Source organism: Acinetobacter sichuanensis (assembly GCF_003024515.2).
In the GTDB taxonomy this organism is placed as follows: Bacteria; Pseudomonadota; Gammaproteobacteria; order Pseudomonadales; family Moraxellaceae; genus Acinetobacter; species Acinetobacter sichuanensis.
This window is the reverse complement of sequence record NZ_PYIX02000007.1, coordinates 1-23631: the sequence shown is the minus strand read 5'-3', so window position 1 is coordinate 23631 and position 23631 is coordinate 1. Positions and strand designations below refer to the sequence as shown.

Here is a 23631-nt window from a genome sequence, read left to right as displayed (position 1 = left end):
TTTCGATCAAAAAAAATGTTTAATTCGGCAATTGACCATTATCCCATATGATACTTTTTAAGTGAATCATTTATAAAATCTATAGTGAAATGATTTTTAAGTCATTTCTTTGCATCTACGACACATAACATTTCAGCAACCACATGATCATAACTTAATTGAGCTGCCATATTTGACTGTGCTTTTATGGCATAAGAATGATCTGCGTTGATTTTAGTCACGACAAAAATCATATCTAGATGTGTTGCTAATTTTACCTGTTGCCCAACGAACATTGCTTTCATTTTCTATAACCTAATCTCTGGCATCATAAACAATGCTTATAACTTTTAAGTATAACACTCAAGATTATAACTATATTTATCCGATGATTAAATTTAAATAAATGAGTTCAATATTAATTTTGGACACTATATTCATCAAACTCTTCGCTTTGCAGCGCTTTATTTTTAATTTTCAATACTGCTTTGATATCATTTAAACGCTCATTTGCAGCATCTTGCCCAACTTTCATTGTATATTCACGAGTTTTTACATCAAAAATATGAGCTTTTTCACGCAAATCAGGCTGAATAACAATATCTGCATTTTTCAGCTCATCTGCTGCTAAATGATTTTGCATAATATTAATGTTTTGGTTAAATAACCCCCACACATTACTTGTTTCAGTATATACAGGCTGAGCTAAGATATTGACTGCAATCACAATATCCGCACCTAATTCTTTGGCAACGTCTACAGGCACTGGGCTGACTAAGCCACCATCCACATATTCTTCGCCACCAATTACAGTCGGAATAAACATACTTGGTATTGATACTGAAGCACGTACTGCTTGTCCCGTATTTCCATAATTAAAAACAACTTTATGACCATTTTTTAATTCTGTTGCTACAACATACATGGGTATTTTCATCTGCTCTAAAGGCTGATTTTGGACTTGTGTATTAATAAAATCTTCAACCTTTTGACCATCAAAAAAACCTTTTAAGCCAATTTTAAACTCACGTACATCTTTAACTTTTAAATTTAATGCAATATCACGTAATTCTTGTGCAGATTTACCACTTGCATAGAGTGAACCTACAATACTGCCTGCACTTGTTCCCACAATAAAATCAGGTTTAATACCTTGTTTTTCTAAGACTTCAATGACACCAATATGAGCATAGCCTCGTGCTCCACCGCTGCCTAAAACAAGTGCAACAACAGGTTTATGATGAATATTTTTAAACTTATAAAAACTATGTTGTAACTGTGAGCTTGCCACTGATGGAGACGAAATTTTAGCTACAGGATGTTCTGATGGTGTCGTTTGACAAGCCATCAACATAAAGCCACACAAAAGCCATAAAGTTATTTTTTGCATAGAAATAGACATCTCACTTTTGTATATATCAGAGCACAGACTCACAAAAAAATCTGTTATTTTTTCTGTCACATTTTATTAGTATAATCTGAAAAGAATCTTGTTTTAAATTTAATAGAATATTAACAAAACAAATAAAATTAAAAATACAATAAAACCAATGTTTTATAATGCTGAATTAAAATTTTTAATTTTAAAATAAAAAAGCTGATGTTTGATCATCAGCTTTTTTACATCTCATTAATTTTTAAGCAAAAAACTTAAGAATAAGTTGAATCACTGTTGCATTAATTAAATCGACAAAGAAAGCACCACATAAAGGTACAATCAAAAATGCTTTATGTGAAGGACCATACATATTGGTAATTGCCTGCATGTTTGCAACAGCCGTTGGTGTTGCCCCCATACCAAAACCACAATGACCCGCAGCAAGCACCGCAGCATCATAGTTTTTACCCATAACACGGAATGTCACAAACGCAGCATAAAGTGCCATCGTCAAGGTTTGTGCTGTTAAAATCACCACCAATGGACCAGCTAAATCTGCTAATTGCCATAATTTTAGTGATAATAATGCCATAGCCAAATATAATGAAAGTGCAGCATTACCAAATACATCAATCGCACGATCAAACATATTAATGCGTAATACACTTTCTAAAACATTACGTAAAATAACACCACCACCAAGCGCCCAAACAAATGTTGGCAACTCAAACCAATGACCTTTACTAAAGCCAGTCATAAATTCAGCAAAAGCCAAACATGCAGCAAACAAACCTAACGTCGTAATCGCATTATCTGCTGTGATTAAGCGAACTTGTTGTGGATACTCAAAAGGAACATATTCACCTAATTCAGATTCGCTTTTAACTTGCTGATCTGTATTATTAATTTCTTGGTTTGTTTTAGGGCTAGATAATTGATATTTATTAATCAATAGTTTAGCTAATGGTCCACCAATAATCCCACCGATGATTAAACCAAATGTCGCACTTGCCATACCCAATGCTAATGCGCCTTGAATACCATGCTGTGTTTCTAAAATCTCACCCCATGCCCCTGCTGTACCATGACCACCTGTTAATGTAATTGAACCTGCGATCAAGCCAATAAGAGGGTCTAAACCCAGCACAGAGGCTAAACTCATCCCGACAAGGTCTTGCACAATAATAAATGATGCGACACAGACAAGGAAAATAACGAGTCCTATTCCGCCTTCTTTGAGTTTTGCAAAATTAGCACTTAAACCAATTGAAGCAAAGAACACCAACATAAAACTGGTTTGTAACTCGCTACTTGTCGTAATGCTATAACCAAATAGATTATGCACAATTAATGAAATTACGGCTGCAACCAAGCCCCCTGCTACAGGTTCTGGAATATTATATTTGCGTAAAAAATCAATCTTGTTCACTAAGAAACGCCCAAGTAGCAGTACAATGACTGCCGCTATCAGCGTATAGAAAGCATTAAAAGTAAATTCCATCATTATTTCCATTTAATCTAGGTGATACTTTTTGTTCTATAGTCTTATGTACTCTAAAAAGAGAACGCATTTCAAAAGTAATGAAAAACTATACAACGAAAAGAAATACAGAATAAAACTTATTCTGAATTACGCTTGGATCATGAATTGTGGCTGTATTTCTAAATAGATAAAAATACAGTATGGAAATCTGAAGTATGGTTTATAGATCATATGTATTCCTTCTATCATTGATAAATTGATAATTTCATCAAACCTTAGAATTACAGCCTATCCAAAGGGATAACCTCATGAATAAACTGAATCTACAGCACTAATTATTAATTAATACTGTATAAAAATCGCTTTAAATAACGTGTTTAATAAGCAATTCTAAAAAGATGCAACATTATGCAGAATTTCAAAAAAATATCTGCTTTTTTTACAATTTTATGAGCGATTCAACCTTATTATTAGACTAAAGTTATACTTAAAAGCCATTCTGATTATTTTTAATACAAAAATAAAGTGTATATTTTTTAGTGATATGTAAACAAAAACTGAGGCTACAAGCGCCTCAGTTTTTTACTATTTATTGATTTATGCTAAAAGCTTAGAAATCGTATTTAGCCATTACGCCTAAACGACTGTCACGACCTTTTGCACCGCCTACAGTTTCACGTTCACCATAGACATATTCAGTACCAAAAGTGATTGGTTTTACTGGGCTATACATCACGTTTAACCAACCTTGCTGTAACTTTTCATTCGCATCAGCACCTAAAGTACTATCATCATAGAATGCTGCACCATAACCAATGGTACTACGAAGTTTAGGTGTGATTTTATAAGTTGCGCCTACCGTCACAGCATCAATATCAGTTAACTCAATATCCGTTTTATTTGTTTCAACTTGATATGGGTTTTCTGTATAGAGTAAGAAGAAATTATCACCTTTTACATGCGAATAATCACCAAATACTGTTAATTGTTCAGCAAGATTCAGTTTAGCACCTAAACCAACACCCCAACCAAACTCGGTTGCGTCATCAGCAGCACGTGCACGTACTTCTTGAATCAAAGCACGACCTGTTAACAAAGCAGTATCACCCAATTTATGGCTAATTTTTGCAGTTGCCGCAGGTAAACGGTTTTCGTCACGACCTTTTTCTAAACCAACAAAGTATTGAGTATTTGCGTCTAGTTTATCGCTATAACGAACCATTGGAGTACGTTTGGTTCCAATCCCTAGCGGTGAGTTGAAATCTAACATTTCTGGCTGAGTTTCAGTTGATAAGAACGATGATGTCGTTTGACCAAATAACCAATTGTTATAGTTTAAGTAAGCGTGACGAATACGAACGGTGTCACCTGAACCACGAAAATCAATTTCGATTTTACCGCCAACATCTGCACCTTGAACGGGTGCTTTAAAGTCTAAACCAATACGTGATGTTGCGGCTGTGCTGTAAAGGCGATCATCATTTTTTTCATCGCCTGCTTTATTAAGATCAACCTCATTGATACGGTTAAAAATACCGTCTCCACCTTTTGCTTGATAAGAAGCATCTGCACGGACAAAACCGTAAAGGTTAACGTCTGCGCCCGCTTTTGATTTTAACGATGCTAATGGTGACTGTGGTGCAGCAGGTTGAGATGCGACTTCTTGTAATTTAACTTGTTGCTGTTGTTGTACTTGTTGCTGTTGTTGTACTAAAGCTTTTAAAGCTTCTACTTCTTCACGAAGTTGTTTAATTTCCTCTTGATCAGATGTTGCTGCGTTTGCTGTAGTAACCATTAATGCAGTTACTGTTAGGGCTAAGCTTTTCAAAACAAATGTTTTACGGTTGAGGAATAGACCCATGAAATACTCCTAGTCTTTAATCATGTTGTGCATCCGTGCAAAAATTGATTGAATCACCCCTATATAATGTTGAAGCAATCAATATTTTTGTTTGTTGGCAGCAATCATTTCTCAACTTGCTCAACCAACATATGCACCTTTGCTTTATTTGTTAAATTATGAAAGCGTTGAAACTTAGTTAAAACATAAAAGTAACATTATATGTAAAAGAATTACACATCTGTAATCTATCTTAACTCAACAACTTTATTAAAATCAGTTTTACCGAATAAGATATTCTTTTCAATTCTTTTTTTAGATTAACTTTTCAATTTTTGTTATATATTCTTACATTTATCATTTTGAATTATTTTTATTTTCCAAGCATATACGACTAATGTCTATATTTTGAAAAGTCTATTTAGCAAAACAATATGGATATTTTATGAACCCTGAACAAATTAAATATGTTGATGAAGCCATTACACAACGTCATTCTGTACGCGCTTTTTTAAATCGACCAGTCGAACAAGAGACTATTTTAGATATTTTAAATGTTGCTGCACGTTCACCATCAGGAAGTAACACTCAACCTTGGAAGGTTTATATTGTCACAGGTGAAAAACGAGAACATTTAATTCAACGCGTCTGCCAAGCACAAATTGAACAGTTTCTTCATCCTGAACAAGACAGCAAATACCAAGAAACTTTTGCTTATTATCCTGAAAAATGGGTTTCCCCTTTTATTGAGCGTCGTCGTGAAAATGGTTGGGGACTTTATAGTCTACTCAACATCCAAAAAGGGGATAAAGAAAAAATGGCGGCACAGCTTTTACGTAATTTTCAACTTTTTGATGCACCTGTAGGATTATTTTTTACTGTTTCCAATGCAATGGGCATTGGCGCAAAAATGGATATCGCCATGTTCATGCAAAATGTCATGGTTGCTGCCAAAGCACGAGGACTAGATACTTGCCCACAAGCAGCATGGAACCATTTTCACAGCATTGTTTTAAATGTTTTAGATGCTCCTGAACATGAAGAACTGGTTTGTACCATTGCTTTAGGCTATGCAGACCCAGATGCTATTGTAAATAATTTTATTACACCGCGTGAACCCGCAGAAAATTTTTGTGTGTTTGTAAATTAAGTTTATTTTGAGCCAAGAGCTTTGTTGCAGTTGAACATTGCTCTTTTATTGATGCCATAGTACAGTCACTTTGAAACTTGTGACTGTAGTTTTAATTCTCGGCTTACAAAATAAATAGCAATACCACCTGCCAATGTAAAACCCAACATCAAAATGCCCATATTTAAGACATGATTACCATATAAAAAGTTTAAAAGTATTCCGCCAATCAGACCACAGGTAAACTGCATACTTCCCATAATTGCACTGGCTGTACCTGCTCGTGCGCCTTGTTGAGACATTGCTAAAGCCATCGAATTAGGTCCTGTAAAACCAATCCCAGACACTGTCATAAACAAACCAATCATCACAACCCAGAGTGGCACATCTACCAATAACCCTGCGATCACAATAATAATAGAACCTGTAATTTGGCTTATTCCACCTAATTTTAAACGCTGTACAACTGAAAACTTAGCAGCTAATTTTTTATTTAAAAATGAAACAAATATGATACCTAGAGCATTTAGACCAAAGGCATAAGCAAAAAGTTGTTCATTTAAATGATATTGATCCATTAATACCGCAGCAGCCGAACCAATATAAGCAAATAACGCTGCACCTGTTAAACAACCTGCTAACATTGGTAAATGAAAACTTCGATCTTTAAAAATTGCCCCATACAATAAAAACACTTGGGTAAATGTTAAATTTAAGCGACGTTCAACAGGCAAAGTTTCTTTAAAGAAAAAATGCACACAAATAAAACACAGCATACCCACGAGCATTAAACATATAAAAACGTAATGCCAATCAAAAAAGTATAAAATCCATGCACCTAAAGTTGGTGCTAGGACAGGAGCAACCCCCATCACCATCATCATACTTGCAAATGCTTGTGCTGAACCTTGTACATCCAGACGATCTCGAATAGCAGCTCGTGCCATGACCACACCTACACAACCGCCCAGTGCTTGCAAAACACGTACAGCTATGAGTGACCAATGATCATCAACTAAAACGCATAATAAACTGGCACAGGTAAAAAGTGCCATGCCAAAATATAAAGGTTTTTTGCGCCCAATTCGGTCACTAATTGGTCCATAAATGAGTTGCCCTAATGCCAGTCCAAAGAAATACGCAGGTAAAGAATTTGCTACTTGTTGCGTAGTCGCATTAAAGTCCTGCGCCATTTGTGGCAAAGCAGGTAAATACATATCAATAGATAAAGGTCCAAGTGATGTAAATAATGCGAGTAAAATTATCCAACCCGTAGAATATTGCTGCCCTGCGTTTTTTTGAGACATAGATATAAATAATTTAATGGCAAGAAATGCAGACAAGTGTAACGCTTGCATTGTATTATTTCTATTGCTGGATTAATTGAAATTTCACACGAAGTTTTTTATTTTTCAGACTTTATCAAAAAATGATGGACAAGGAAATCGCTTGAATACTTGGCTGAGTCGGCTTAGAAAAGCAACATATAATACCGCAATCATGTATAACTTACGCATGATTATTGCCTTTTCGGGAACTGCTTTTCTTCCTTATTTTCTAGGTCAGCAACATATGACCATTCCGCTTACATTGGGCGTGGTTGCTGCAGGACTCAGTGATATTGATGATCGCTTTTCTGTGCGTATCATGAATTTACTCTACACTTATGTAGGTTTTTTCATCACTGCTGCCTCTATTCAATTATTATTTCCTTATCCAATGATTTTTGCGCTTGGCTTAATCGTCTCGTGTATTGGTTGGATTTTATTAGGTTCATTAGGGCGTCGTTATGCAACGATTTCCTATGGTTGCTTGGTGATCTCAGTTTATTCCATGTTAGGTGTGAATCTGTTTGAGCCTTGGTATACACAACCTGCGTTATTGGTGGCAGGCGCAGCATGGTATGGACTGATTTCTACCATTAGCTTTTTACTCTTCCCTATTCGTCCTGTACAAGACAAATTAGCTCAATGTTATAAATCTTTAGGTGATTTTCTATTTTCTAAATCTAATCTTTTTGATGTCGATATGACTGCTGACAGCTATCAACAAAGTATGATCAGTTTATCTATGGAAAATGGTAAATTGATTGGTATTTTTAACGACACCAAAACAGCCCTATTAACACGTTTAAAAGGCGACCGTGGTCAAAGAGATACTCGTCGTAGTTTACAATATTATTTTGTTGCACAAGATATTCATGAACGTGCTGACTCTGCTCATATTGACTATCAAAAACTCACCAAGATGTTTGAACATAGTGATATTTTATTTCGTTTTCAACGTATTTTATCGCTTCAAGGCAAAGCCTGTAAGGATTTAAGCGACAGCATTTTAAATCGTAGTACTTACCAACATAATTCACGGTTTCAACATGCATTTAAGAACTTAAGACAGTCTTTAGATAAACTGCGCCAAGACCCAAACTATGATCAAGTTTGGGTAAATGCTTTATTTTCGTTATATCAAAACTTAAAGTCGATTGATGCTCAGCTACAGAATGTTGAAACTGAGCGATATATTAGTCGTGATCAAAGTAAACATATTGAAAACCAACTCAAAGATGATGATCTAAAAGGTTGGGATGATATCGTCAGTCGCGTTAAACAACATCTGACACCAGAATCAGTATTATTCCGCCATGCGATTCGTGTTTCTATTGTTCTATTTATTGGTTATGTTTTTGTCCAAGTCACACAAATTGAATATGGTTACTGGATTTTACTCACTGCACTTTTTGTCAGCCAACCGAATTTTAATGCCACCAAACGTCGTTTACGCTTACGTATTATTGGTACATTAGGAGGCATTATTGTTGGTTATGCGATTTTATCTTTTGTTCCTTCTGTCGAAGGTCAATTACTCCTGTTAATTATTAGTGGCGTACTATTTTTTGACTTACGTAGTAAACAATATGCGCAAGCAACTGCATTTATTACAATTTTAGCACTGATCAATTTTAACTTAGATGGCTTAGGCTTTCAGGCTGCTCTGCCTCGTTTAATTGATACAGTATTAGGTTGTGCTTTGGCATGGTTTGGTGTCAGCTTTATTTTTCCAGATTGGAAGTTCCGTCGTTTACCACGCACCATTAATCGTTCTCTAGAAGCACAATGTCAATATCTAGCAGAGGTTGTCAGTCAGTATCACCATGGACGTAATAATGCATTAAATTATCGTGTTGTACGTCGTGCTGCACACAATACCGATGCTGAAGTCGCTTCACTCATTTCAACTTTAGCCACCGAACCTGATTTTGATCCGAGCCAAAAAACCTTGGCTTTTGAATTTTTGTGTCTAAATCATACTTTTATTAGTTATATTGCAGCCTTAGGTGCTCACCGCGAACAGATCCATGATCAAGAAATTCTCAGCTTATTAGACCAAGCCTTAGATAATATTCAAGGGGCATTATTACATGACGAAATGCCTGATTTAACCGCACATAATATGTTGCAAACCATTCGTTTACGTTTAAATCAGTCTGATGAAGATACATCACAATCATTGATTATTTTACAACAGCTTTCGCTCATGTTTAGTATTTTGAAACAATTAAGCACCTTAAAGCAAAGTTTAAGTCATGAACGTGATGATCAATCTACAGAATTAGCGTCACTCTAATAATGCAGCAGAATTGCTGCTATTTTGGTAGAATATACTCACGAATTGAACCCAATTAATGCTAAACTCTGTTTAGCTCTATCTCTTTCTTACTATTGACACTATGACTGCCAAGAATCTTTACGCTTATACCTTACAACCTGTTACTTATGAAGTCACAGAAGCTGAACAACGTCATGCTCAACTGATGATTTGGCGTAGTACCAATAAAATTGGCACAAAGGCATGGGCAATTATGGGTGCTATTGCAGCTTTATCTATACTTGGTCTTATTTTCATTAAAAACTATTCTACAGTTATTTTCTGGGTACTTTTAGCCTGTGTTGCGACTTATCTTTTAGTCCGCAAATTTGGCTTAGAATGGTATGTTAAACGTAAAATGAATGAGTTCCCTGTTCAAGAAATTAAAGGGATTAAACTCGGAGTACAACCAAGCGGTATTGTTATGCGCCAAAAAATGGGGCTACAAGAAGGTGTCGGTACAATTGGCTGGAAAGATATTTACGAATGGTACAACACACCTGACTTTATGTTAGTTAACTTTAAAGTTAAAGGTCAACAAGGTGCTTATATCTTACCTAAGCGCATGGATAGTAAGAATTTTTCATTTGAAACTGTACGTAAACATTTAAATGAAACTGTAGGTGCAGCAAAAAATCTTTAAGTTATTTTCAGTATATGCCTCCTTTTTAGGAGGCTTTTTTATACTCATAATCTGAATGATAATGAGAATAAATATTATCATTAAATCCATTTTCTCTGCGTGTTCTTCAGTTATAATTCTCCCACTTAAACTCTCACTTCAACACGCATGTTTAAAAAAATACTTTTCCAACTGCATTGGTTTTTTGGCATTACCGCAGGTCTGATCCTTGCAATTATGGGTGTAACAGGTGCTATCTACTCTTATGAGCAACCTATACAAAAACTCATTAATCCTGACAGCTATACAGTTAAAATAGAAAACCGAGCAAAATTAACTCCGACAGAGATTTTTCAACATTTTCAGTACACACAACCTGAAATGAAGATTAATAGCATCACGATTGATCAGGCACCTGAAGCTAGCTCAAGCATTAATATTGAAAAAGAAGGTGCGCGTAAGGGCTTTAATATTATGATTAATCCCTATACAGCAGCAGTTTTACCTGATATTCAAGGACGTGAATTTTTCCAATTTATTCAAAAGCTGCATCGTACTTTAACGATGGGGGATTTAACAATTGGCGATTTCACTATTAAAAATTTTGGTAAACAATTAACAGGTGCTTCTACCCTTATTTTAATTTACTTTATTTTAAGTGGTTTATATCTACGTTGGCCTAAAAAGCATTCTGTTAAACAATGGTTAAGTATTAAGCCTAAACTTAAAGGGCGAAATTTTCTTTGGGATTTACATGCTGTTGTTGGAACATGGGTGGTCATTTTCTATTTACTGCTTGCTTTAACAGGTTTGTATTGGTCTTATGACTGGTGGCGTAGTGGTATGTTCAAAGTATTAGGTGTTGAACAACCCAAACCTGAAATGCAAGCGGATAATAAAACTAAAGGTCTTAATCAATCTAAACAAAAAGATCAGCATGAGCAAAAATCTCATCAAGATCGGTTAAGTCCAGCACAAATTAACTTAGCACTGACACAAACATGGCAAGGTCTGCATACACAACTCAAACATGATTATTCTTCTATCACCTTGTCTGTGCCTAAAAAAGCAGATGGTTTACTTGAAGTATCGTTTGTTGACCCTATTCCACAACATGAACGTGCGCGCAACAAAGCGGTTTATGATTATCAACAACATCAAGTTAAAAAAATTGAATTATATGCCAATAAAAAACTCAATGAAAAAATTATGAGTAGCATGCTGCCTGTGCATCGTGGCAGTTTTTTTGGACCAATTTATCAATTCTTAGTCATGCTTGCTGCACTCTGTATGCCATTATTTTTTATTACAGGATGGATGCTTTATCTCAAACGTCGTAAACAAAAACAACTTACTTTAGCAGCTCGTCAACATACAACCACAACAACTATAGATCCAAATGCAACGCCTTGGTTAATTAGTTATGCATCGCAAACGGGTGTTTCTGAACAACTGGCTTGGCGTACTGCAACAAGCTTACAAGCCGCACATCAACCCGTTACGGTTAAAGCTTTACAGCATTTAAGTCTTGAAGATTTACAAAACTCAGCGCAAATTTTATTTGTTGTCAGTACATATGGCACAGGCGATGCTCCAGATTTAGCCGCAACTTTTGTAAAAAAATTCATGCAACAAAGTGTAGATTTAAAACAACTCAAATATGCTGTTTTAGCACTAGGCTCGAAAGAATATCCTGAAACTTATTGTAGCTTTGGGCATCAATTGGATGCTTGGTTACAGCAAAATCAAGCTCAAGCATTCTTTAAAACCATTGAAGTTGATAATGCCAATGCAGCAGACATTGAACGCTGGACAACTGCATTAGCAAAAATGAGCAAACTTGAGTTAAATGAGATGAGTATCCAAAAAGTTTTTGACCAATGGACACTCAAAAAGCGTGAACTACTCAATCCAAACAGTTTGGGCGCACCTGCTTATCATCTCGAATTACAAGCTGAGCATCCAGTGTTATGGCAAGCAGGTGATATTGCAGAAATTCAAACTGGTAATAGCCTCGCACGAATACAAGCATTTTTAGATAAATATCATATTTCTGCTCATACCTCTGTTGATGGCTCACAGCACAGTATTCAACAAATCCTTTACCATCGAGATTTAACAGGAGAAATTGAACCTTTTGCCAATATGCAACATCTATTGGAACAACTTCCCCTACTTCCTACCCGTGAATATTCCATCGCAAGTATTCCATCACAACACGTTGTACGATTAGTGATACGTCAACAAACCAATGCTCAAGGTGAATTAGGCTTAGGTTCGGGCTGGTTGACTCAACACTGTCAATTAGGCGATCAAATTGCGATGCGTATTCGTACCAATGAAGCCTTTCATTTAATCGCAGATAATCGACCTATTATTTGTATTGGTAATGGCACAGGTATTGCGGGTTTAATGAGTCTAATTCATAGTCGTGTACGCCTAAATTACTTAGAAAATTGGCTTATTTTTGGTGAACGTCAACAAGCTCATGACTTTTTCTTTAAAGCGACCTTACAAGCTTGGCAAACGACAGGTATGCTGAAAAAATTAGATTTAGCTTTTTCTCGTGATCAAGAAGAAAAGATTTATGTTCATCATAAATTACGTGAACAACAAGAAACCGTTCGCACTTGGGTTCAACAAGGTGCAATTATCTATGTTTGCGGTAGTATCCAAGGTATGGCAAGCGATGTAGATCAAGCACTCATTGATATTTTAGGTGAAGATCAAGTAAATGAACTACGTGAAACAGGTTGCTATAAGCGTGATGTATATTAATTCAAACGTATAATTTTCCATTGAAAAAACCGAGTTAAATTGCTCGGTTTTTTATTAACTCAACTTTTTACAATTTCAAAACGGATAGAAAAATTAATTTGCTAAAATATCGCCTATATTTATCTAATATACTGAAAATCATGGCAATTAAATTCTCTGTTTTCCTACGTTGTATTTTATTTATTGTAGGTCTTATTTTATTCTTAGATGGCTTTATTTTAATTCTACAAAATAAAATTCACTTAGGTACAATTTTACCTTTGATCATTGGATTATTTTTTATTTTCTATACAGTTTTTTATCAAAAAATCCAAAAAATATTGCAGCAACACAAAAAAATTAAAAAAATCTGGCAATTCGGTTGGATATGTTTCAATCTTTGGCTTATTAGTTTGTTTATATTTTTTAGTTACTTACAACTTAACACCCAATCAAAACAAAAAATTCCACAAGTTGATGCAATTATTGTACTAGGTAGTGGCATTATTCAAGGTCAACCTTCACCAACTCTGGCTTTACGCTTAGATGCCGCAGCAGAAGTAGCACAACAATACCCTAAAGCATGGATTATTGTGAGTGGTGGCTTAGATTATGGTGAAACCAAGACTGAAGCTGAAGCCATGGCGACTTATTTACAAGAAAAATACCACATTTCAGCACACAGAATTTTAAAAGAAGACCAAAGCACCAGTACGGAACTCAATCTAAAAAATAGCCAAAATGTACTAAAAGCACATCAACTTGGTTTAAACTCAAAAATAGCAATTATTACCAGTGATTTTCATACATTACGCGCAAGTGCAATTGCACAAAAACAAGGTTACCAAGACATTGTCACTGTAAGTTCCAATACCCCTATTGAAACTCGCTACAATGCTTGGCTTAGAGAATACTTCGCTTATATTAGTGGTTGGTTACTACAAGAATATTAAATTTTTATTTTAAATACAGTTTAAGCCTTTAAATTAGGATTTGTCTAATGGTGGATCCTAATTTTACGTGGCAGAGGTAAACGGTTATTTTGGAATAAAGCAGGCTGTTCTATATATAAGCTATATAAATAATTCTTAATATCTATTAAAAACTTATTTCCAGATACTAAAATATTCTGCCCTTCAGGTGTCAAATCTATAGACAGTAAGGTATTATTTTCCATAATGAATGGGATCACTTGCTCAATAAAAGCAATTAAATCAATTTCTTTGATCGCATAACGTGCCCAATTATCTTTTATTAAGAGTTGCGACAAACTACGACTTTGCCAAACTGCAAATGCTTGTTGACCTGTTGGTGTTGCACAAAGCGCCCAACCTTCATCATATAAAGCGAATAACTTAGCTTGGTTTACAATTGTAGAAATAAATTGTTTGTATTGATCTTCAGCAGAAACAACGACTTTCTGAGAGTTCGACGCAGACTTGCGTTGATAAGGATTTCGCATATTTGTTTAATATAATTAAATTTGTTATGACCTAAGTATACAGGAAATCTATAAAATTTAAAAATAGAATACGAAAGATTAAATTGAGAATATGGTGGGCGCTGACGGGATCGAACCGCCGACATTCTGCTTGTAAGGCAGACGCTCTACCAACTGAGCTAAGCGCCCTGAGAAAGAAAATAGCAATGCTATTTTTATGAGATAAAGATGAATAAAGTAGAGTCTTTATAAATCTTATATTTAACCTAATCTCAGGAATCAGGATAAATGGCGCAGCGGACGGGACTCGAACCCGCGACCCTCGGCGTGACAGGCCGATATTCTAACCAACTGAACTACCGCTGCACTGCGATAATTTACTCAAAGTAAATTTTTAAAACTTAAATAATATGGTGGGCGCTGACGGGATCGAACCGCCGACATTCTGCTTGTAAGGCAGACGCTCTACCAACTGAGCTAAGCGCCCTGATTTATAAAATAGTTAGACTATTTTATTAAATAGACTTTTAAAGTTTATAACGTAACACTTTAAAAATCAAATTCTTCATTTTACCTAATCTCAGGAATTAGGAAAATGGCGCAGCGGACGGGACTCGAACCCGCGACCCTCGGCGTGACAGGCCGATATTCTAACCAACTGAACTACCGCTGCACTGCGGCATTTATACTTTTCAGTATAAATTATGGTGGGCGCTGACGGGATCGAACCGCCGACATTCTGCTTGTAAGGCAGACGCTCTACCAACTGAGCTAAGCGCCCTCAAAAGCGTAATAAGTAAATGGCGCAGCGGACGGGACTCGAACCCGCGACCCTCGGCGTGACAGGCCGATATTCTAACCAACTGAACTACCGCTGCATTTACACAATGTTGCTATTGTGGCACAAACGAGATGAGATTTAAGTGGCGCAGCGGACGGGACTCGAACCCGCGACCCTCGGCGTGACAGGCCGATATTCTAACCAACTGAACTACCGCTGCACTTTATATTCTCAACGTTAAAGCTTGGTGGGCGCTGACGGGATCGAACCGCCGACATTCTGCTTGTAAGGCAGACGCTCTACCAACTGAGCTAAGCGCCCTAACGACTTCATCGTTTGTGAGGTGCATTATAGAGAATCTTTACAGCGTGTCAAACGCTTTTCTCCATCATTTTAACTTTTTAGGTCTGAGTGATTAAAAAATAGATCATTTTGAGGTTTTTTATACTTTTTTGTTTATTATTTATCTATTTATCAATAAAAAACTTTCACTTTATATTTTCTTTTTCATACTTATTTTAAAAATCTAATGCAAATATCTCTCATTTTTTAAATGCTAGATGGAATTAACCTATTCCAATACTCATAAAATGGTCAGTATTTTCATGATCTCTCAAATATCATCATGAAATACAGAAAGACTAATGTGTATTTATTTTAACCTTTTTAGGTTCTGGACGTCGCCAAAGCCAAATTGCAACACACAACATTGTGCCATTGGTAAAAATTTTGACTGCTAAAGGTGCATTGGTAAATAACATGAGTATTCCACTAAAACTCATCATCATAGTCGCAAACCATTTTGCTTTGCGTGGCACTGTGCCATTTTCTTGCCATGCTCTTAAATTTTGCCCATATTTAGGATGATTCAGTAACCATTCATACATTTGAGGCCATCCTTTCGAAGCTGCCCACAATGCAAGAATAAGAAAAACAGTTGTTGGCATGCCCGGCAATAATGCACCAATAAATCCTAGTACAATAAAAATAATGACTAGACTACGCCAAAACAAGACTCTCATAAGCCAACTCAAAAGCATGAATTAGGTTAGTATATATGTTTTAAAATTAACTCTGTATTTTCTTTCTTATCATGCTTGCAAATTTTGGCGTTATTTATGTCTAATTACTTTGAACCTTGGTTGGTCTTTAACACCCCAATCGTGAGACAATTAGCTTTTGCTATTGCAAGTCCTAATATCATTCATCAAATCCCAACTGAACTCTCTTGCCAATATTCATTTCAACTGCATGATTCTGCAATGTGGCAACAGCTCTATCAACAATATGAAGGTCGTTTACAACAATTAGATCAAGATCCTACTGAATTAATTGATTTTATTAAACAACTCAAAAGCACACGCCTAGGTTTACGGTTTGAATACTTAATGTGGTTTTGGCTCAAAGATCATGCTTTTCATCACTTTCAATTATTAGGACATAGCATTCAAATTTTTCAAGGTTCACAAACGCTAGGTGAAATTGATTTTTTAATTTTGAATCAAAAAACTCAACAAGTTGAACACTGGGAAGTGGCATTAAAATATTATTTAGCTGAGGCAGACTTCCAACTTAAGCACTGGTATGGTCTTAATCGACAAGATACGCTTTTAAGAAAATTACAGCATTTTACTTCAAAACAGTTTCAGTTCCAGCAAGTAGAAAACCATCAGATTCAACAACGCTATGCAGTATTAAAAGGACAACTTTACTATCCAGCACTCCACTTTCCAAAGCAACTGAATGATTGGGTAAATCCTGCTCGTCGGCTTGGCTTATGGGGAAATCACATTCCAGATCAAAAATTTTATCGTATTCAAAGGCATGAATGGATTTGCCCTGATTTAATACAAAGTTCACCTACTGCATATTGGTGGACAAGTGGACTATATAAACAAGAAAATGAACACGTATTTTTTATGTATCGTCAACATCATCTACCCGATATTCGTGTTCAAAAAGTGTAAAAATCAAGCAAAAAAAATACGAATTTTAACCAAGCGTACATCAAACAATCATAGTTTTAATCTTCTTATTTCCCTTAAGCTAATGAGGCATCAAAATAATTTTAACTGGAGATGATGATGAAAAAAGTTTTAGCTGCTTCTGTTGTATTAGCATTCGTTCTGACTGGTTGTAATACCATTAAAGGGGCTGGTCAAGATGTTTCTAAAGCAGGTAATGCTGTGACGAATTCTGCTGAAAAAGTTGAAAATAAACTGTAATTTTCACAAAAAACACCAAAAGCCTTATCCTATTGATAAGGCTTTTTAAATGATACCTCAAATAAAATTTTTATAATTAATCAAAGCAATTGCGCTTTTTGTTTTCAATTTAATCGATCTTCTCTATTATATCCTTTCTTTTTGATGACGTTGTTTTGACACCATGAATGCCTCTGAAACATTAAATCTCAGTTTAGAACTCCTGCGCCAACCCTCTGTGACACCAGTTGACCATAGCTGTCAAAATATTATGGCTGAGCGTTTATCTGCGATCGGTTTTAATATTGAAAATATGAGATTTGATGATGTCGATAATTTATGGGCACGTCGTGGTACAGAAGCACCAGTTTTCTGCTTCGCAGGTCATACAGATGTTGTACCTACAGGTCATTTAGATGCATGGGAATCTGACCCATTTTTACCTGAAATTCGTGAAGGTAAACTCTATGGTCGTGGCAGTGCGGATATGAAAACAGCACTGGCTGCAATGGTGGTTGCTTCTGAACGCTTTGTTAAAAAGCATCCTCATCATAAGGGCTCAATCGCCTTTTTAATTACTTCAGATGAAGAAGGTCCTTCTATTAACGGTACAGTAAAAGTTGTTGAAACACTTGAGGCTCGTAATGAAAAAATGACATGGTGTCTTGTTGGTGAACCTTCAAGTACCTCAACACTTGGTGATATCATTAAGAATGGGCGTCGTGGCTCTTTAAACTGCGTACTAACAGTTAAAGGAAAACAAGGGCATGTTGCTTATCCACATTTAGCAATCAACCCTATTCACACCGCATCGAATGCCTTAGCTGAGCTTTGTGAAACAGTGTGGGACAATGGCAATGAATATTTCCCTGCAACATCTTTCCAAATTTCAAATATTCAAGCAGGTACAGGTGCAACAAATGTTGTCCCTGGCACAATGACAGTTACCTTTAATTTTCGCTACTCAACTGAAGTGACGGCTGAACAACTAAAAACACGTGTGTTTGAAATCCTAGATCGTCATGAAGTTGTTTATGAAACTCAATGGACATTGTCTGGTTTGCCATTTTTAACGCCTGTTGGTGAGTTGGTGAATGCAGCAACCCAAGCCATTAAAAATGTTACTGGAACAAATGCTGAGCTTTCTACAAGTGGTGGCACATCAGATGGTCGTTTTATTGCCCCAACAGGCGCACAAGTACTAGAACTTGGTGTATTAAATGAAACTATCCATCAGATCAATGAACATGTCAATATTGATGAGTTAGATCCATTAACAGACATTTATGAACAAATTTTAGAGCAATTATTAACTTAAAAATTGATATTCATAAAAAAGGAATGCTTAAGCATTCCTTTTTTTTTAAGATGTTAATCCTAATCGTTTTTGAATTTTAACGAGATTTGGAATATGGAACTGCTGTGCTCCAACACGAACCAGATATAAAATTGTTTCATCTAGAGATTGCTGTTCCTCATCAATCACTTCAGAAATACGTAAACGAATTGAACGAGGCATTTCATTACATAATAAGGCGAAACGCTCACTTGCAACTTCACCTTCAATCACTAAAGCGACCCCTAAAGTCGTATTTGGATCACTCACTCGAAAAGTTGGCAACTTTGTTTCATGCCACTCTACGCTTTTAACTTGTGTTGGACTATCAAGTGCTGAAATAACAATATTTTGAGGCAATAACATTGCTGCTTTTCCATAGCAATCAATAATATATGCATCAATAAAACCTGTTGACACAGTAATGAGGTGCTGAAGTTCCTGTGTGTTAGTTTGATCTAAAATAGACCCACTTCCATTTTTAGACATCATAACTCCTTATTGTACAACCAACAAATTTTGGATATTTTGCAATAAATCTGCTTCTTGGAACGGTTTACCCATATAGTTCGTGACACCTAAGCTAAATGCTCGCTCACGATGTTTTTCACCTGTTCTAGAGGTAATCATGATAATTGGTAATTCATGATGAATCTCATGATGTCGAATCCAATTCGTTACCTCAAAGCCATCCATTCGTGGCATTTCAATGTCAAGTAACATCAAATCTGGTTTAACATTTTCCAACTGTTCAATAGCATCCACACCATCTTTTGCAGTAATCACATCAAAATTATGACGCTCTAGCAAACGAGAAGTAACTTTTCGAACTGTAACAGAGTCATCGACAATCATCACTAAATGACGTTGATCACGACTACGTGTTAACTCACGTTGATCTTTGGTGACTTGACGTTTTTGACTTAATGTCTGACGAGCAATATTTTGTGCGTCTAAAATTAAACAAACTTGACCATCACCTAAAATGGTGGCACCTGCAACAGCACCAATCGAAGTAAACTGCTTACCGATAGGTTTTACAACAATTTGTGATCGTGAGCCAATTAATTGATCAACCAATAATGCTGTATTTTTACCACTATTATTTTTGATCAAAAGCACAGGCAATGAATGCGCAACACCTGAGAAACGAGGCATTGGTTGGTGAGCAACAAACTCTGCCAAATAACGCAAGTTATAAGACTGCTGATCTATTTCAAAACGATCTTTCTTACTATTGAAATATTCTTCCAATGTGCTTGGTGCAATACGAACGATACGATCAATTTGTGATAATGGTACTGCAAATTGCTGATCGCCAACTTTTACCATCAACGCATCACTTACCGCCACTGTAGTTGGTACACGTATCGTAAATACTGAACCTTGCCCTAAGATTGAAGCAACACTAACTTGACCACCTAAAGATTTAATTTCACTTTGCACAACATCTAAGCCAACGCCACGACCTGAAATTTGTGTGACTTGTTGTGCAGTACTAAAGCCATGATGGAAAATATATTGTAATACTTCATCATCTGACAGATTTTGATCCGCTTGAATTAGACCACTTTGCAGGGCTTTGGTTCTGATAATCTTTGGATCAATCCCTTTACCATCATCCTTAAATTCAACCAGAACATCTGTACCTTGACGACTAATATTTAACTCAATCCTTCCCGTAGTCGGTTTAGCAAACTGTTCACGTGTTGCAATGTCTTCAATTCCATGGTCAATTGCATTACGTAGCATATGCTCCAATGGGGACATTAACTTTTCAAGAATATTTCGATCTAATTCGCCTTCTGTATTGTGAACAATTAACTCAGTTGGACGATTTAAAGTCGAAGACGTTTGACGAACTAAACGTTGTAAACGTGGCAATAAACGCGTAAATGGCACAAGACGTGTGCGCATTAAACCTTCTTGGATTTCTGCTTGAATACGCGCTTGTTGTAATAATAATCCTTCTGTATCACGAATTTTTTCAGATAACGTTGTCTTAAAATCAATTAAATCCGATGCAGATTCTGCAAGAGATTTAGACAGTTGGTTTAAAGAAGAATATTGATCCATCTCTAAAGGGTCAAAATCTGCATAACGTGCTGTTGAATCACCATGTTTTGCAATAATTTGTGACTCTAACTCACCTTCCATTCGACGCAACTGGTCAGCCAAACGCTGAATCGCAAGTTCCATTTCCTGCAAAGTATTACCAAATTGCCCCAAGTCCATTTCAATACGTGAACGGTTAATGGAATTTTCACCAGACAAATCAATCATTTTCTCAATGAGATCTGCCGAGATACGAATCATCTCATTGCTATTTTCAGTATTTTCAATCTGCCCCCATTCACCCAACATTGAAGGAGGTTCTGTGCCATCACCTTGCACAAATTCAACAGTTGGATTATCCCAAAAAACATCACCACCTGTGATTTTTTCAGGTAACTGCACAGAAACATCAACATACTGAATATTTTTAAGGCTTAATTTGATTGATTCAAATAAATCATACTTTTGCAATAGAATGGCATTTTTTAACCAACTTAATGCCTTAGAAATTAAATGATCATAAGCATTTGAGTTAAAATTATATAAGCCAAAACGTTCAAAAGTATTTTCTAGTTCATATGCAATATCTGAAATTTGTATATCATTAATCATTTTTGCCCCACCTTTTAAGGTATGGGCAATACGTTGTAATTGTAATAATAAACTACGGTTACTACGCTCATCAAACCATTGTTCAAGTGCTTCATTTGCACGAACTAAAAGCTCTTCTGCCTCTTCTACAAATGCTGCATATACAACATCTTCGACTACTGAGTCTTGAGCTATTAAAGGCTCAGCATCAGAAAATATCGCTTTTTCATTTTCTAGATTAGTTTGACTTGCAGAGGTCAAACTCTCAGATGTTATCGTTGTTTTTTCTGATTCTAATTGTTCCGAAGTGGCGTCATCAAAATCATCCATGCTCACTGCTGCAATTGGTTGTTGTTTTTCAATTGCATTTAAAATTTCTAAAACATGAACTGCTGGATAATCAACGCCTTTTTCACGAATAAGTTGTATACGTTCAGCAATATCATCCTGAACCATACGAATAGTTTGCATCAAACTTTTATCAACAGGAATCTGCTGCTTAATAATTCGCTCATAAATCGATTCAAGGTGATGGGCAATCAAACCGATATGCTCCGCCTGAACCATATTTGCTCCCCCTTTAAGGGTATGCAAATAACGCATTAGATTGTTTAATGATGTTAAATCTTGAGCATCTGCAAACCATGCAGCTAAATCTTGATCAATTCCAACCAATAATTCGTCCGCTTCCTCAAGGAAAATATCCAATACTTCTTCATCAAAATCATGAAAACTTTCAGCAGATTGCAGGTATTGTTGGTCTTTGGAAATTAAGGCAAAAATTTGGTTTGTATTTAACTCTAATGCCGAACCTGAAACAGGCTCAATACTTTCTGTTCTAGGTTCTACAATAGCATCAACATTTGGCGCTGTGAGCAACTCCAAATCTTGCGTTACATAATCGTGTAGCTGTTCTAAAATATGCTGACTATTTTCATTTAGTACAACACGCTGACCAGAAGCCAAGGCATCAAATAAATGAATAAATTCTTGATGTGCTTGATTAAAAAGCTCAAAAACATAATCTGTATTTAACAAGTCCTGGTGTGCCAAAACTTGCTCATACGCCATTTTCAAAGCAAGGCTAATTTCATAAATACCATGTGCAGCACGATTATCTGTGTGTTCAATTAACACACTTGCTTCTTGCACTAGGCTTTCAAAATACTGAGGATATTCCGCCTTCGCTCTTTGATCAAAATCAAACTCTGCATCAAGCAAGTGTTCAATATTCAACTCAACAAGTTGTGAAACAAGGTCTTGCTGATGATCATTGTGCTCAAAATATTCAGTTTGGAAGTCATAACGATCCCAAGCATCATTAAACTTTTGATAAATTAATTGTTGTTGCTCACCACTATTTTCACGACCTAAAGTATGTAAATAGTCGCGAACAAACTCAGTATAATGTGTCAATAAAGCATTTTCATTTGTACTGTGTTGAGTATCATCTTTTAACAAGACTTTAAACAACTGTTCAACTTTACTACTTGCATGAAATACATCATCAACATGTGCCATCGCGGAACTACCGCGCAAAGTATGCAATGCGCGGATTAAACGATTATAGTGGTCAGATGTGTGGTTTTCTATGCTTAAGAACGTGTCAACTGCTTCCAGATGTTCTTCAGACTCTTCAATAAAGATTGCAATAGTCTCGGCCAGAAATCGACGATCCTCAGCTTCGTCAACCGCCTCCTTGTGATTCTCAAGTGAAGTTGATGGTGTAGATACACTCACTTCTGGTTGTTTTGGCGCAGCTTGTGGTTGTTCTATAACAACAGAATCCTCAGCTAAACTTAGACTTGTAACAGCCTCATCAGGCGATTCAACAGCTTCAGACTCAACCTCAGTAGAGTATTCTAAACCTGTAATAAATGACGCACTCTTCAATTGTTCAGACAGAAGCAACAGTTCTTCTAACGCAGGCTCCACGCTGATATTTTGCTGAATTTGCTGTCCTAACAAAACAAGCGGTCTGAAATCTATACGATGCGGTTGAGGCTTTTTAAAATCATCATAAAGTTTAAACTTATAAACATTAAATACAGCATTTACATAATGCTGCACAGGTACAGACAGAACCACAGCTTTTGAAATGACACGATTTAAAGTGTCTTCAACAGTCCATGCCAGCTCTCCTGATGATTTTGCCCCGACCATACGTCCTGAACCTTTCAAAGTATGAAAGTTACGACGAATGACTGTCAAAAGCTCTGCATCTGAAGGGTTTTGTAACCATTGAATCAGCAAAGGCTGCAAGTTTTCAATGATTTCCTCAATCTCTTCCACGAAAATTTCTAAAATTTCTGGATCCTGATCCAAAAACTCATCTTCAGGAAGATTTATGTTTTCCACTAAATCTTTTAATATTTTTCTCATAGCTCAGG

General features: G+C 36.1%; 17 protein-coding genes and 8 tRNA genes. 8 read left to right on the top strand and 17 right to left on the bottom strand.

Annotated features, from left to right (window positions below; genetic code table 11):
* Positions 1 to 101: 101 nt before the first annotated feature.
* The 4 genes from C9E89_RS06475 to C9E89_RS06460 all read right to left on the bottom strand — a co-directional run bounded on the left by C9E89_RS06475 (position 102) and on the right by C9E89_RS06460 (position 4701).
* The gene (locus C9E89_RS06475) at positions 102 to 284 is read right to left on the bottom strand and encodes a hypothetical protein (RefSeq protein WP_107007441.1); all 183 of its coding nucleotides are present in this window, start codon (positions 282 to 284) and stop codon (positions 102 to 104) included.
* 113 nt (positions 285 to 397) lie between these two features.
* Positions 398 to 1369, bottom strand: a complete 972-nt coding sequence (locus C9E89_RS06470) for a patatin-like phospholipase family protein (protein ID WP_171405085.1) — start codon at positions 1367 to 1369, stop codon at positions 398 to 400.
* A gap of 247 nt (positions 1370 to 1616) precedes the next feature.
* Entirely contained in the window at positions 1617 to 2858 is a 1242-nt protein-coding gene (gltS, locus tag C9E89_RS06465) for a sodium/glutamate symporter (protein ID WP_107007439.1), read from the bottom strand.
* A gap of 592 nt (positions 2859 to 3450) precedes the next feature.
* Positions 3451 to 4701, bottom strand: coding sequence for a DcaP family trimeric outer membrane transporter (locus C9E89_RS06460; protein ID WP_107007438.1), 1251 nt, complete (start codon positions 4699 to 4701; stop codon positions 3451 to 3453).
* Positions 4702 to 5125: 424 nt separating this feature from the next.
* Between C9E89_RS06460 and C9E89_RS06455 the strand changes: the two genes are divergently transcribed.
* On the top strand, positions 5126 to 5830 hold the full coding sequence (locus C9E89_RS06455) for a nitroreductase (RefSeq protein WP_107007437.1): 705 nt from the start codon (positions 5126 to 5128) through the stop codon (positions 5828 to 5830).
* Positions 5831 to 5895: 65 nt separating this feature from the next.
* Here the strand turns inward: C9E89_RS06455 and C9E89_RS06450 are convergent, their stop codons facing one another.
* Entirely contained in the window at positions 5896 to 7116 is a 1221-nt protein-coding gene (locus C9E89_RS06450) for a multidrug effflux MFS transporter (RefSeq protein WP_107007522.1), read from the bottom strand.
* A 142-nt stretch (positions 7117 to 7258) separates the two neighbouring features.
* On the opposite strand from C9E89_RS06450, the gene yccS reads away from it, so the two are divergent.
* The 4 genes from yccS (at position 7259) to C9E89_RS06430 (ending at position 13786) form a co-directional block, all read left to right on the top strand.
* Positions 7259 to 9433 carry a YccS family putative transporter gene (yccS, locus tag C9E89_RS06445; protein ID WP_107007521.1) on the top strand — a complete coding sequence of 725 codons (2175 nt, stop codon included), beginning with the start codon at positions 7259 to 7261 and terminating at the stop codon, positions 9431 to 9433.
* Between the two features lie 103 nt (positions 9434 to 9536).
* A complete protein-coding gene (locus C9E89_RS06440) occupies positions 9537 to 10097 on the top strand; it encodes a YcxB family protein (RefSeq protein WP_107007436.1) in 561 nt (186 codons plus the stop codon).
* A gap of 147 nt (positions 10098 to 10244) precedes the next feature.
* Positions 10245 to 12854 (top strand): PepSY domain-containing protein, encoded by a 2610-nt coding sequence (locus C9E89_RS06435; protein WP_107007435.1) that lies wholly within the window; start codon positions 10245 to 10247, stop codon positions 12852 to 12854.
* Between the two features lie 146 nt (positions 12855 to 13000).
* The gene (locus tag C9E89_RS06430; RefSeq protein ID WP_107007520.1) at positions 13001 to 13786 is read left to right on the top strand and encodes a YdcF family protein; all 786 of its coding nucleotides are present in this window, start codon (positions 13001 to 13003) and stop codon (positions 13784 to 13786) included.
* A 44-nt stretch (positions 13787 to 13830) separates the two neighbouring features.
* Here C9E89_RS06430 and C9E89_RS06425 read toward each other — a convergent pair whose 3' ends face one another.
* The 10 genes from C9E89_RS06425 to C9E89_RS06380 form a co-directional block, all read right to left on the bottom strand.
* Complete coding sequence (locus C9E89_RS06425; protein ID WP_107007434.1) at positions 13831 to 14295, bottom strand: DUF2750 domain-containing protein; 465 nt, start codon at positions 14293 to 14295, stop codon at positions 13831 to 13833.
* 92 nt (positions 14296 to 14387) lie between these two features.
* Positions 14388 to 14463 (bottom strand) — tRNA-Val (locus tag C9E89_RS06420).
* Between the two features lie 100 nt (positions 14464 to 14563).
* Positions 14564 to 14640: transfer RNA gene (locus tag C9E89_RS06415), tRNA-Asp, on the bottom strand.
* Between the two features lie 45 nt (positions 14641 to 14685).
* Positions 14686 to 14761: transfer RNA gene (locus C9E89_RS06410), tRNA-Val, on the bottom strand.
* Between the two features lie 109 nt (positions 14762 to 14870).
* A tRNA-Asp gene (locus C9E89_RS06405) sits at positions 14871 to 14947 on the bottom strand.
* A 32-nt stretch (positions 14948 to 14979) separates the two neighbouring features.
* Positions 14980 to 15055, bottom strand: a tRNA-Val gene (locus tag C9E89_RS06400).
* Between the two features lie 20 nt (positions 15056 to 15075).
* Positions 15076 to 15152, bottom strand: a tRNA-Asp gene (locus C9E89_RS06395).
* Between the two features lie 46 nt (positions 15153 to 15198).
* Positions 15199 to 15275 (bottom strand) — tRNA-Asp (locus C9E89_RS06390).
* Positions 15276 to 15300: 25 nt separating this feature from the next.
* Positions 15301 to 15376 (bottom strand) — tRNA-Val (locus C9E89_RS06385).
* A 320-nt stretch (positions 15377 to 15696) separates the two neighbouring features.
* Positions 15697 to 16077 (bottom strand): YbaN family protein, encoded by a 381-nt coding sequence (locus C9E89_RS06380; RefSeq protein ID WP_107007433.1) that lies wholly within the window; start codon positions 16075 to 16077, stop codon positions 15697 to 15699.
* A gap of 96 nt (positions 16078 to 16173) precedes the next feature.
* On the opposite strand from C9E89_RS06380, the gene C9E89_RS06375 reads away from it, so the two are divergent.
* The 3 genes from C9E89_RS06375 (at position 16174) to dapE (ending at position 18577) form a co-directional block, all read left to right on the top strand.
* On the top strand, positions 16174 to 17022 hold the full coding sequence (locus tag C9E89_RS06375) for a DUF1853 family protein (protein ID WP_107007432.1): 849 nt from the start codon (positions 16174 to 16176) through the stop codon (positions 17020 to 17022).
* 114 nt (positions 17023 to 17136) lie between these two features.
* Positions 17137 to 17280, top strand: coding sequence for an entericidin A/B family lipoprotein (locus C9E89_RS06370; protein WP_171405084.1), 144 nt, complete (start codon positions 17137 to 17139; stop codon positions 17278 to 17280).
* A gap of 163 nt (positions 17281 to 17443) precedes the next feature.
* Positions 17444 to 18577, top strand: a complete 1134-nt coding sequence (gene dapE, locus C9E89_RS06365) for a succinyl-diaminopimelate desuccinylase (protein WP_107007430.1) — start codon at positions 17444 to 17446, stop codon at positions 18575 to 18577.
* A gap of 45 nt (positions 18578 to 18622) precedes the next feature.
* Here dapE and C9E89_RS06360 read toward each other — a convergent pair whose 3' ends face one another.
* Both C9E89_RS06360 and C9E89_RS06355 read right to left on the bottom strand, forming a co-directional pair.
* Positions 18623 to 19084, bottom strand: coding sequence for a hypothetical protein (locus C9E89_RS06360; protein WP_107007429.1), 462 nt, complete (start codon positions 19082 to 19084; stop codon positions 18623 to 18625).
* 9 nt (positions 19085 to 19093) lie between these two features.
* Complete coding sequence (locus C9E89_RS06355; protein ID WP_107007428.1) at positions 19094 to 23623, bottom strand: hybrid sensor histidine kinase/response regulator; 4530 nt, start codon at positions 23621 to 23623, stop codon at positions 19094 to 19096.
* Positions 23624 to 23631: the final 8 nt, after the last annotated feature.

Bases quoted from the DNA above. Each gene is read 5' to 3' on its own strand.
- C9E89_RS06425 (WP_107007434.1), bottom strand. From the start codon at position 14,295: ATGCGAAATCCTTATCAACGCAAGTCTGCGTCGAACTCTCAGAAAGTC.
- C9E89_RS06470 (WP_171405085.1), bottom strand. From the start codon at position 1,369: ATGCAAAAAATAACTTTATGGCTTTTGTGTGGCTTTATGTTGATGGCT.
- C9E89_RS06450 (WP_107007522.1), bottom strand. From the start codon at position 7,116: ATGTCTCAAAAAAACGCAGGGCAGCAATATTCTACGGGTTGGATAATT.
- C9E89_RS06370 (WP_171405084.1), top strand. From the start codon at position 17,137: ATGATGAAAAAAGTTTTAGCTGCTTCTGTTGTATTAGCATTCGTTCTG.
- C9E89_RS06460 (WP_107007438.1), bottom strand. From the start codon at position 4,701: ATGGGTCTATTCCTCAACCGTAAAACATTTGTTTTGAAAAGCTTAGCC.
- dapE (WP_107007430.1), top strand. From the start codon at position 17,444: ATGAATGCCTCTGAAACATTAAATCTCAGTTTAGAACTCCTGCGCCAA.
- C9E89_RS06380 (WP_107007433.1), bottom strand. From the start codon at position 16,077: ATGAGAGTCTTGTTTTGGCGTAGTCTAGTCATTATTTTTATTGTACTA.
- C9E89_RS06455 (WP_107007437.1), top strand. From the start codon at position 5,126: ATGAACCCTGAACAAATTAAATATGTTGATGAAGCCATTACACAACGT.
- gltS (WP_107007439.1), bottom strand. From the start codon at position 2,858: ATGGAATTTACTTTTAATGCTTTCTATACGCTGATAGCGGCAGTCATT.
- C9E89_RS06355 (WP_107007428.1), bottom strand. From the start codon at position 23,623: ATGAGAAAAATATTAAAAGATTTAGTGGAAAACATAAATCTTCCTGAA.
- C9E89_RS06360 (WP_107007429.1), bottom strand. From the start codon at position 19,084: ATGTCTAAAAATGGAAGTGGGTCTATTTTAGATCAAACTAACACACAG.
- C9E89_RS06435 (WP_107007435.1), top strand. From the start codon at position 10,245: ATGTTTAAAAAAATACTTTTCCAACTGCATTGGTTTTTTGGCATTACC.
- C9E89_RS06440 (WP_107007436.1), top strand. From the start codon at position 9,537: ATGACTGCCAAGAATCTTTACGCTTATACCTTACAACCTGTTACTTAT.
- C9E89_RS06375 (WP_107007432.1), top strand. From the start codon at position 16,174: ATGTCTAATTACTTTGAACCTTGGTTGGTCTTTAACACCCCAATCGTG.
- C9E89_RS06475 (WP_107007441.1), bottom strand. From the start codon at position 284: ATGAAAGCAATGTTCGTTGGGCAACAGGTAAAATTAGCAACACATCTA.